This is a genomic window from Deltaproteobacteria bacterium, assembly GCA_005879535.1.
Taxonomy (GTDB): Bacteria; Myxococcota; Myxococcia; order Myxococcales; family 40CM-4-68-19; genus 40CM-4-68-19.
On the sequence record VBKI01000012.1, the window covers coordinates 1 to 10,466 of the forward strand.

A 10,466-nucleotide genomic window follows, 5' to 3' on the forward strand; every position below is an offset into this window, starting at 1 on the left:
CACGTTCCTGCGGCACCGGACAGCGGACGACGCCGGCAGGCCCAATCCGTTCGCCACCAGCAGAGGCGTCGCGACTTCGATCCTGTACGGAGCGTCCCAGTCCGGCGTCTACGTCCGTGACTACGTCTACCAGGGCTTCAACGAGGACCTGGCGGGCCAGCGCGTGTTCGACGCGGTCCACGCGCACATCTCCGGAGCGGTGAAGCTGGGGCTGAATTACCGGTTCGGGCAGGTCCACCCCTGGTCCACGGAGCACCGCGACCGCTTCATTCCGCAGGTCACGTTCCCCTTCAACTTTGGCGTCCGCGTAAATCCGCTGGTCGCCCTCGGGATCGAAAAAGGGCCGCTGACAGACGGCATCCTCAAGCGGCCGGCAACCGATCCGCTGTTCGTACAGACCGACACTTCGAACGAGTACTGGTGGGCGCAATCCTCGCTGGTCGACACCGACGGCTTCGGCTACGAGGTGAAGCTGCCCAGGAATGCGCGGCATTACGTGGTCGTCGGGCTCCAGCACTTCAGCGGATTCGGTTCGGTCCCGGCACAAGGTCTGTGCCAGCAGCTCAACAATCCCGTCTACGTCGGACCCGCGCTGCGAGCGATCTTCACGGATCTCGACGAGTGGGTGACGAAGGGCATCGCGGCGCCAGAGAGCCGGCGCGCGACGGTGGACGAGGGGCTGCTCGTGCCGCCCGAGGACCGCGAGGAGGTGGGCTTTCCGGCGATCCCGGGTGTGACCTACAACGGGCTCTTCAATGCGCTCGGCGAGCTGGACTTCGGCCCCTCCGTCTCGCAGAACCGTGGGATCATCACCAACTGGGGCCATCCTCCGGTCCTCGCGACCTACCGCGTGCTGGTGCCGCGGGTGAGCGAAGTGGGAATCGATCTCGGCGGCGTCGAGGTTCCCGTGGTGGGCGTTCCCACCGCGACGCTGACCGGATGGAACCTTCGCCGCGCTCCTTACGCCGACGGCGAGCTCTGCGAGCTGAACGGCATGTTCCTGCCCTTATCGACGACGAAGGACCAGGCCAGGGCAGCGGGTGATCCGCGGCCGTCGCTGCAGAAGCTGTACAAGAGTCACGACGGCTACGTGAAAGCCGTCGAGCAGTTCGTCAAGCGGGCCGTGAAGGAACGGTTCCTTCTGCCCGAAGACGCCGACGCTGCCGTGCGCGACGCCGAGGCGAGCGACGTACTCGTCGGCGTCGGTCAGTGATGTACCGGGATCCGGCGAGGAGAGAACCATGACGACTTCATTCATCCGCCTCAGCACATTGCTCGCGGTGCTCTGCATTTCGGCTTCCGCTGCGCGGGCGGGCGACGCGAAGCGCGACGAGAGCGATCCCTGCGAAAGCGTCAAGCCGGCCGCCGCAGGCGGTCCAGTTCCGCACGATGACGAGAAGCTGGTGGTTCGCTGGCTCGGGACCACGAATTACGAGATCTCGTACCGGGGCCAGGTCCTTCTCTTCGACACCTACTTCGACCGCGGCCCGCGCAACCGCCCCATCGGGTTGCTTTCTGCGCAGGTGACTCGCGCGGACGCCATCTTTCTCGGCCACGGCCACTTCGATCACATGAGCGATGCGTCTCGTCGATCGCGCTGCGCCTCGGCATTCGCGCCATCGGCGGCCCGCCGACCTACGAGAAGCTGCTCACGCAGGGGATGACCGACGGCCAGGCCGTGCGCGTGACCGGAACGGGCGGCGAGCGGTTCGCCTTCCGCGGATTCACCGTCGAGGCGGTGCTGGCGCACCACAGCGTATTGCCGGGAGCCACCATCGCCGCGTTCACCACTGCCATCCAGACAGAGCTGGGAACTCCCTCACCCGCCGAGGTCGCCGCCGAAGACGTCGTGCGCGCGCGCGGCACCTTTGACCCGCGCGTCATCACCATCGGCACCATCGCGTATCTGCTCACGTTCGACAGCGGCTTCCGCCTGATCTGGCTCGACAGCGCGGGTCCAATCACGCAGGCGGAGATCGATCTGATGAAGCGCATCGGCCGCACCGACGTTGCCATCGTTGCCTACGTCGGCCACTACGTGCAGGAGACGCAGATCCCGGTGACGATGGCGCTGGTCCAGCTGTTCAACCCCCGCTTCTACCTGCCCGGCCACCACGACGAGATCCGCGACATCTTCCTTGACCTGGGCACCGAGCCGCTCTTCCTCACGCTCCGTGACGAGGCGCGCGTGGAGCCCATCTCTCTGCTCTACCGCGGTGCGGCCTGCTTCAACGTGAAGTCCGGGAAGAGGATCCTGGCCGACCACTGAAGCGGCGGGACAGAAAGACGACCGCTCGCGGGGACATCCGAGCAGCCGGCTACATCGGCGGGACCACCCCGTCCTTGCCGATCGTCAGCCGCTCGGCACGGAGTGTCCCGTCCGCCTGCCGCGAGGCGATCGCGAACAGGTGCACGCCGGGCTTCAGTTGTGACCGATCCGCCGGCTCGAGCTTGACCACCGTCACATCGGGTGGCAGTACGACCGTCTTCTCGCCGTCTTTGTACTTCAGCGTGAGCTTGCGGCCGGCGACTTTGGCCACGGTTGCGTTCGTCATCGTGCTCGGCGACTTCCCGCCTGCCGCACCCACTCCTGTGACCGTCGCGTTGGTCATCGTGCTACCCGGCCGCAGGTCCCATGGCCGATGGCCCTCGCCGGTTCCCCGCATTGACTCGGGAAACAGGTGCACCTCGATCGCGCGGAGCGTGCCGTCGGGCTGGGCGACGGCCGTGGTTCCAATGAAGGCCCCGTCGCGCACGTCGGCCAATTCCGCCTTTTCCGCCACGGAGACGCGAACGTCGTCCGCAAGCTGCAGTTTCAGGGTCTCGCCGCCGCGTGACTTGACCGTGACGGTGTTGCCATCGATTGCGACGATGTCGCCCCGCACGTGCTCCGGCGCCGACTTGCCGGACGACGACACCTGCGCCGTGCCAGCGCCGGCCAACAAGCTCGCCGCGATGAAGGCCAGTTGGTGATGCATGATGTGTACCTCCTCGACTACGCTCGGACGGTATGCATTCGCTCGAACACGAGCATCGTACAGTCGACGGAACGAGCACTCGAGGCGTCGAAGTGCGCGGTTCGTGTGGTTAGCCTTACGCCATGGCGTCTCCTCGCGCCGAGCAGCCGCTCGCCGTCCGGATCACCCACTGGGCCAACGTCCCGTTGCTCGCGATCATGGCGGCGAGCGGGTTGCAGATCCTCGCCGCCTTTCCCGAGATGGGCCCGAAGGGCGCTCCCGCGGGCTGGTATCCGCTTCAGGGCTGGACGCCTCCGGCGTGGATGCGTGCCGGTGACTGGCTCGCAGGTGCGCGCCACGTGCACTTCGGCGTCGCGTGGTTGTTCGTCGCAAATGCATTGGTGTACGTGGTCTGGCTGGCAATCAGCGGGGAGTGGCGGCGCCGCACATTCCATCCCCGGCGCGACGCCGGCAACGCGCTTCACACCACCGCGTGGTACCTGCGCCTTCGCAAATCGCCGCCCGAGCAAGGGCTCTACAATGGGCTGCAGCGTCTCGCCTACACGCTCGTGATCGCGCTCGCCGCGCTGGAAGTTCTTTCCGGCCTGGCGCTCTACAAGCCTGTCCAGCTTTCGGTGCTCGCCGCGCTGTTCGGTGGCTACGAAGGCGCGCGGGCGTTCCATCTGCTCGGGCTTGCGGCCCTGCTCGTGTTTACGGTCGGCCACGTTGCGCTGACGGTGCTTCATCCCCGGGCGCTCGCGTCGATCTTCACCGGAGGACGGCGCGCATGACCGTCTCGAGAAGGACGCTCCTCGGCCTCGCGTTGCTTCCGCTGGGGTGTGACTCAAGCAAACCACACGAGGGTTTTCTCGGGCTCACGGAGCGGCTCAACGACCGCATGCAGCGCGCGTTCTTTCGCCCGGGAAAGCTCGCCTCCGAAGAATCCGCCGGGGCTCTCACGCCGCAGGGAGCCTTTCCGCTGTACAAAGTCGCCGACGAATATCCCGCCGCCCCGGCCGACTGGAAGCTGCGTGTCCATGGCCTCGTGGCGAGGCGGCTCGATCTTTCGCTCACCGACCTCCGCCGCCTGACGCCAACGCAATTCCGCGTCCGGCACCATTGCGTCGAAGGCTGGTCCGCCGTCGCGTCATGGCAGGGCGTGCGTGTCTCGGAGATCGCCCGGCTTTGCGGCGCCGACCCGCGCGCCAGGTTCGTCGAATTCCGCAGCTTCGAGGAGGGCTATCCGAACGCGGGTGCGTCGCCCGTTCGCTACTACTCGAGCTGGGATCGCGAGAGTGTGGAGCATCCGCAGACCATCCTCGCCTACGGCCGCAACGGCGCCCCGCTGTCACTCGAGGAGGGCGCGCCGGTGCGTCTCTACTCGGCGGTCAAACTCGGTTACAAGATGGTCAAGTGGGTGGACGAGGTCGTCTTCCAACCCGTTCGCACGGGCGGTTACTGGGAGGACCTCGGCTACGAATGGTTCGCAGGGGTGTGACCCACAGAGCGTCTTGTACGACGAAGTGAAGTGGCTCAAGTCGCAATAGCCGCCAGCTCCCGCCGGACCTGCCGGACTCCTCGCAGGGCCAGCGCCGACATCACCACGCTGCCCAGAAAGAGCGCAATGGGTCCGAATGGGATGAACGGGAAGAACGGATTATCTCGAACGACGCGAGCTGCTCGTTTGGCACGCATGATGCGATGTTAGAGCCGGTATCGCTCCGTTGCAGCATGCATCCGGGAAAGCGCTCCACCGGACGCCGGAACCAGGTTGCCGGTCGATGATGACGTAGATGAGTCAGACGCCGAGCGCTTTCGCCGCCTTGGCGACGTCGCCCTCGGCCACGAAGACGATGGTGGCGAACTTCCCGCCGATTCCGAACGCGTCCGTCGCTTCGATGTTGATGCCCGCCTTGGCGATCTTCTCCAGCACACTGTGGTAGTTGCCGATTTTGTCCGCGTCCTCTACCCAGAACGCGGCCTCGGTCTTGGGCGCCTTGCCCAGCTTGTTGAGCGCCTGCTTCGCGCGGTCGAGGTCGGCGGTGAAGAAATGGGCCTGCGCTTCCCCGGGGCCCATCTGGTACGCCCAACTCGCGGTGACGTTGACCTTCGCTTCGCGGAATGCACTCAGGACCTGCGCGAGCGCTCCGGGCTTGGGGTCCAGCTTCACGGTCAGCACATCGATCTTCCTTGCGGTGGCCATCTCATCCTCCCTTGCAAGATGCGGGATGCCGCATCTAGTACACCAGCTGGGGCGCCGCCGCATTCGCGTTCCCGGCTAGCTCGCCGGAAGCGGAATCCGGGGTGTCAGAGGCACTGCTACGCGGCGGTGCTTCGAGTCGTGCCGGCGTATGGGGGAAGACGCGCGCGCGGAGGCCGAGAGCGCGACCGGCCTGCACGCGTGAAAGAACTCCGCCCGCCGGCCACGTGCCCTCGGGCGGCCTGCCCGCAAACCAGGCTCAGACCGCTTTCAGTAGCGCAGGCAGGTCGGTGATCTTGTCGACTTCCTTGTCGGGGGCGAACCCGAGCTCGTCCATCGGCTGCTTGCCGCGGTTGATCCAGAAGGTCGCCAGACCGAAGTTCGCGGCCCCCGCTACGTCCCATGCATTTGAAGAGACGAAGCCGGTCGCCTCCCGAGGACTCTGGAGTCTCTTCGGGCCGAGCTCGTAGACGCGGGGGCTGGGCTTGTAAATCTTGATCTCGTCCACGCTGATGATGCGCGCGAGGAAGCGATCGATCCCCGCGCTCTTCGCAGCCGCCTGCAGCATGCGCGGTTCCCCGTTGGAGAGAATGGCGAGCTTGTAGCCCGCCGACTTGAGCTGCTCGAGGCCCGGGGCCACGTCAGGGAACGCGGTCAGGGAGAGATAGGCATCCATCAGCTGCTTGCGCTTGGAAGCATCGAGGTCAAGCTTCAGGCTCTTCGCCGCGAAGACCAGACCATCCTCGGTCACTTTCCAGAAGTTCTCATAGCGTCCCATCAAGCTCCGGCTCCAGGTGTACTGCAGCTGCTTGAGGCGCCAGGTGTTGCTCAGCGCCGTGCCCTGGCCGGGGAAGAGTTGCTCGCCGAGCGACACGACGGAATGGACATCGAAGAGCGTGCCGTACGCGTCGAAGGCGAGGCTCTTGATCTTGTTGAGCTCTGCAGCGCCGCGCGGTGCGCGTTTGCGCTGCGCCTCCTCGGCGGCGGCGGTCTTCGAGGCGAGCGCACCGAAGCTCGCGCCTCCGATTGCGACCATCTTCAAGAAATCGCGTCTCTGTGAGCGCATGTTCGTCCCCCTTTGCAGCGGTCCCGTCTTAGCACCGTCGCGGACAGGCGGCGAGACGGCCATCGACGCTCGCCACCCGTCCAGCGGATGCTTTCAGCGCAACGAGGCAGCGTTAGTCGTCGCCATCTCGCTGGCCCGCGGGGCGATCGTCACGTGCAGCACCTGCTCGACGGATGGATAGCTGAAGCCATCCTTCACGTCCTCGATGCGACGCACCGGCTTGTGCTCGGAGGGACCGGTGTTCGGTGCACTCTGGCGCGGGGCCTGGTTGGGACCGAAGCCTGGCTCCTCGTTTACCTCGGTGCCGGCATCCCAGAGATGGAATCGGCTCGTCACGTCACCGCTGATGGGAGCGCCATTCTCGAACAGCGCGATTCCATCGTCCGACGGCGCGTAGAACAGATCGTTGGACTGACCGAACATCGTCGTTACGGTCAGTCGTTCCCCCGGCTTCGCCTGGACGGTGAACTCATACGCTTTGCCGGGTAGCGCCGGCCCGGCCTTGTCGTCGCCGACCGGCGTGTTGAACACTCCGCTCGCTACGACGCCCTTCATCTTCTTCACCGACGCCGCGAGCTGCGAGGGGTTGCCGTCCTCGGCCTGGGCCTCGAGGCCCTGTCCGCGATCGGGCTTGCCGCTCGTGAACACGACGCGCTTGCCGGCGTGGACGATCCAGAGCCCAGGCGAGTGCGGCGCTGGCGCAGTATCTCCGCTCGAGGAGCGCAGCGTGGTCCCGGTCGAGACGTTCTCGATCCGGACATGGAACGTGGTCCTGCCGTCGGCCGCAGCAGCGGCGCCGGCGATCCCGCAGGTCATCATCAACAGGAATGCAAAGCGAAGCATGGGAATCCCTCTCTGGTTTGTGTAGCGTGGGCTTGCGATCAGTCGAAGACTCTCAGCGCGGCGTTACAGCGCGCACCTCTCAGCGGGCCGCTCCCACCAGCTGGACCATGCCTCCGGGACGGATGCCCGGCACCGAGAGCCGGATCCGGTAGAGCGCGCTGCGCGCGGCCAGATACAGCGTCCGCCCGTCGCTGTCGCCCCACGCCATGTTCGCCGCGAGCTGCTCGGAAACGATGGTTCCCAGATGCTTGCCCTCGGCCGAGACGATCCACACGCCGCCCGGCCCCGAGACGTAGAGGTTCCCGCGCTGATCCACCTTCATCCCGTCCAGCGCCTCCTCGCCGGGCGCGGCCGACATGTCGAAAAAGACGCGACCGCCGGACAAGCCGCAGTCGGGCGCCACTTGATAGCGCATGACGACCTTGCGCTGAGGGTCCCAGTTGGTCACGTACAGGAACTTCTCGTCGGGCGAGAAGGCGATTCCGTTCGGCCCGATCAGATCGGTGGAGACGAGCTTCAGCCCGCCATCCTTGAGACAGAAGACGCCGCTGTAGGGAAGCTCCTTGCGCGGGTCGTCGTAGACGCGAGGCAGCCCGAATGGCGGATCGGTGAAGTAGAGCGCGCCGTCCGACCGGTAGACGAGATCGTTGGGGCTGTTGAGCCGCTTGCCCTGGTAGCGATCGGCGAGAATCGTCAGAGCGCCGGTCCGCTCCAGCCGGGTGACGCGGCGGTTGCCGTGCTCGTCGACGGTGAGCCGGCCCTCACGGTCCAGCGTCAGGCCGTTGGACCCCGGCTGGTGGTACTCGCCGACGTCCGCGCCCTTGTAGCCGCTCTTCGTGCGGTACACAGACACTTGCCCGTCCGGCGTCCAGCGGTAGATGCGATTCGCGTTGGGGTCGCTGAAGAGCAGGTACCCATCGGGATGCCACACCGGTCCTTCGATGAACTCGAATCCTTCGGCGAGCTTTTCGATGCGGGCGTCCGCGGGAACCAGCTCATCCAGCGCGGGATCGATGCGGGCAATCGACCCGAAGCTGCGCTTCTCCGCCGCCGGCCGATGCAGCTCGAGCGTGGCCGAGCGGATCCAGAGGAAGTTGTCGGGCCCGATGGAAAGCGGACCGTTGGCTGCGAAGACGGCGATGCGGAACTGCTGCCCTGGCTTCGCCTCGCGCGTGAGCACCACGCGATTGGGCGCGTTGAATCCGCGCACGACCGCGCCCCCGCTCTGGCCGAGCATCGGCGAGAGCTTTCCGTCGACCCAGACCTCGGCGTAATCGTCGACCACCACCTCGAAGACGAGGGTGCCGCCCTTCACCTCGGTGGTCCCGATGCGCTCCGGCACGTTGAGGGTCAGGCGATACCATCCGAAGCACACCTTGCCGTTGCCGCGCCGCTGTTCGAGGGCGGTCGCGGCGACGACCTCCCACTTCGAGTCGTCGTCGTCCGCGCGCGGCGAGAACTGCTGCGAGCGTACCGGCTTGCCGGAAGCCCGCAGATCGGGGCCGGGCGCGCGCGCATCTACGGTCGTCAAGGATGCGTCCCGATATCGCCAGGAACCCGCGACGGAAGCGAGCGCTGCCGGATCGGCGAGATCGACGATTGCGGCTGGCAGACGGTACGCGTCGTCGTAGGGCGCAGGCGCAACGGGAGCCGCGACCAGGACGGCTAGCAGAGTGACCGTGCCCATCAGCGCACCTTCACGACGTAGTAGTTGAACGGCGCCGAAGCCTGCTGGAACCAGTGAGGCACGCCGCTCGGCACCACGACCACGTCGCCTTCCGCGAGATGGCGCGTGTCGCCACCCTGCAAACCGGCGCCGCGGATCTCGTCCGGCTCGATGGTCTGTCCCTCGAGGACCGTCCCTCCGGTCACGAGTGTTGCCTTGCCGTGCAGCACGTGGATGATGTCCGTGTCGCGCAGGTGGACCTCGGCCTTGCCGGCGCCGTCGCGGTGGCTGGCGTGCACCTTGTAGTTCGCTACCTCGACCAGCGGTCGGCCCTTGACGAACGCTTCCGCCACCTCCGCGCCTCGAAAGTAGGTGATCGACATCGTCGCGCCAGCACCGGTGACGGCGGCGGCGCCCGCCAGGGCAAGCTCCTCGTCCTGTTGCGCGCTGTTGGCGCCGCTCACGCCGATCGCGCCCACGATCTGGCCCTCGATGACGATGGGTACGCCGCCGATCAGCGGCGTGAAGTCTTCGACGGCGGTCATCGCAGTCCGTCCCTTGTTGATCAATTCCTCGAAGAACCGGGTTGGCTTCTTGAAGAGCGCCGCGGTGCGCGCCTTGCCTATGGAAACGCGCGCGCCGGCGGCGAAAGTGCCCTCGAGGCGCTCGAGCGCCATCAGGTTCCCGCCATCGTCGACGACCGCGATGATGCCGCCGGCCTTGTTGCGGCGGGCCTCGGCCTCCGCGGCGGCGATGGCGCGACGAGCGCCCTCCAGCGTGAGGACTTTCTTTTCCACAATCTGCGCGTGCGCACGGCCGGCAACCAGCGCGCCGAGCGCGGCGGCGACGAACCTTGCCCGAACCATCGGAAACACCTTTCGCGCGCCTCGGCGCGCCGTGAAGAGAAGGCCGATCCGCGGCGCCGCGGTCCGGGGAATCCGCAACGCCGCGCTCGGGGACTACGAGGCTTCCGGAAAGGCGTCGATCGCGAACGACGATCCGTTACACGGCTCGCCATTGAAGGGCCAGAGCTAGCGCAGTCCCTGCAAACAGCGCCTCGTGGAATCGCGCCGTCCGGACCTGGAATGTCAGAGGGCCCTGGTACGCTCATCAAATGAGCGATGCGTGCACCGAGCTCGATGCGAGGCTGGAAGCAGTGGCGAGTGCCGCGGCTCCGCTGCCCTCGCGGCTTCCGCGGGTGCGGGATCCAGTCCTCGGTCGCTGGATGGCGCACCAGATGGATGCGCTGCTCCGGAACGTTACCGCCGGTTATGGCGCCCTCGACGTCGCCATCGGCGAGGGCCTGGACGCGTTGAACGTCGGACGGCGGGCTCGGCGACTACGCCCGGGAAGAGCTCGGGATCAACGCGAGCACGGCGGTGAAGATGGCGCGGCTGGCGCGAAGGCTCCGCGACCGGCCGCTCTTGAGAGAAGCGGTCCCGCGAGGGGAGGTGAGCGTGCGCAAGGCGGAGACCGTCGCGCCGGTGGCGATGGGCGATGACGAGGCGCGGTGGATCCTGCGGGCAAAGGCGGAGACGGTCCGATCGCTCAAGGCCGCCGTGAAGGCGCCCGCGATCAGGAGGAGGAGGAGGAGGAGGCGACATCTGGTTGAGCAATCGCCATGCCGCGCGAAGAGCCTTTCCATTCAGCGTTCCGCGTCGACTCGAGTGCACCTGCGCGTCCGCTTGTCGCGTACGGGCTGGTACGGCGCGCTTCTCGCACATCCGAGTACAG

At 66.7% G+C, this 10,466-nt stretch carries 11 protein-coding genes; 4 read left to right on the forward strand and 7 right to left on the reverse strand.

The window, feature by feature from the left end; all coding sequences use genetic code 11:
- Positions 1–1,241: 1,241 nt before the first annotated feature.
- Together E6J58_00745 and E6J58_00750 are read left to right on the forward strand one after the other, a co-directional pair.
- Entirely contained in the window at positions 1,242–1,664 is a 423-nt protein-coding gene (locus tag E6J58_00745) for an MBL fold metallo-hydrolase (protein ID TMB43750.1), read from the forward strand.
- The gene (locus E6J58_00750) at positions 1,661–2,269 is read left to right on the forward strand and encodes a hypothetical protein (GenBank protein TMB43751.1); all 609 of its coding nucleotides are present in this window, start codon (positions 1,661–1,663) and stop codon (positions 2,267–2,269) included. Before E6J58_00745 ends, E6J58_00750 begins: the two co-directional genes overlap by 4 nt.
- 49 nt (positions 2,270–2,318) lie before the next feature.
- Here the strand turns inward: E6J58_00750 and E6J58_00755 are convergent, their stop codons facing one another.
- Entirely contained in the window at positions 2,319–2,978 is a 660-nt protein-coding gene (locus tag E6J58_00755) for a hypothetical protein (GenBank protein TMB43752.1), read from the reverse strand.
- A 122-nt stretch (positions 2,979–3,100) separates the two neighbouring features.
- Between E6J58_00755 and E6J58_00760 the strand changes: the two genes are divergently transcribed.
- Positions 3,101–3,748, forward strand: a complete 648-nt coding sequence (locus tag E6J58_00760; GenBank protein ID TMB43753.1) for a thiosulfate reductase — start codon at positions 3,101–3,103, stop codon at positions 3,746–3,748.
- Entirely contained in the window at positions 3,745–4,455 is a 711-nt protein-coding gene (locus tag E6J58_00765) for a molybdopterin-binding protein (protein ID TMB43754.1), read from the forward strand. The genes E6J58_00760 and E6J58_00765 overlap by 4 nt, the downstream gene beginning before the upstream one ends.
- A 300-nt stretch (positions 4,456–4,755) precedes the next feature.
- Here the strand turns inward: E6J58_00765 and E6J58_00770 are convergent, their stop codons facing one another.
- The 6 genes from E6J58_00770 to E6J58_00795 all read right to left on the reverse strand — a co-directional run bounded on the left by E6J58_00770 (position 4,756) and on the right by E6J58_00795 (position 10,377).
- On the reverse strand, positions 4,756–5,160 hold the full coding sequence (locus E6J58_00770) for a hypothetical protein (GenBank protein TMB43755.1): 405 nt from the start codon (positions 5,158–5,160) through the stop codon (positions 4,756–4,758).
- Between the two features lie 256 nt (positions 5,161–5,416).
- Positions 5,417–6,286: a haloacid dehalogenase type II gene (locus tag E6J58_00775; protein ID TMB43756.1), complete on the reverse strand. Its 870-nt coding sequence runs from the start codon at positions 6,284–6,286 to the stop codon at positions 5,417–5,419.
- A gap of 30 nt (positions 6,287–6,316) precedes the next feature.
- Positions 6,317–7,066: a hypothetical protein gene (locus tag E6J58_00780; protein ID TMB43757.1), complete on the reverse strand. Its 750-nt coding sequence runs from the start codon at positions 7,064–7,066 to the stop codon at positions 6,317–6,319.
- A 79-nt stretch (positions 7,067–7,145) separates the two neighbouring features.
- The gene (locus tag E6J58_00785; GenBank protein ID TMB43760.1) at positions 7,146–8,303 is read right to left on the reverse strand and encodes an SMP-30/gluconolactonase/LRE family protein; all 1,158 of its coding nucleotides are present in this window, start codon (positions 8,301–8,303) and stop codon (positions 7,146–7,148) included.
- A 449-nt stretch (positions 8,304–8,752) separates the two neighbouring features.
- The gene (locus tag E6J58_00790) at positions 8,753–9,598 is read right to left on the reverse strand and encodes a hypothetical protein (protein TMB43758.1); all 846 of its coding nucleotides are present in this window, start codon (positions 9,596–9,598) and stop codon (positions 8,753–8,755) included.
- A 473-nt stretch (positions 9,599–10,071) separates the two neighbouring features.
- Positions 10,072–10,377, reverse strand: coding sequence for a hypothetical protein (locus tag E6J58_00795; GenBank protein ID TMB43759.1), 306 nt, complete (start codon positions 10,375–10,377; stop codon positions 10,072–10,074).
- Positions 10,378–10,466 lie beyond the last annotated feature (89 nt).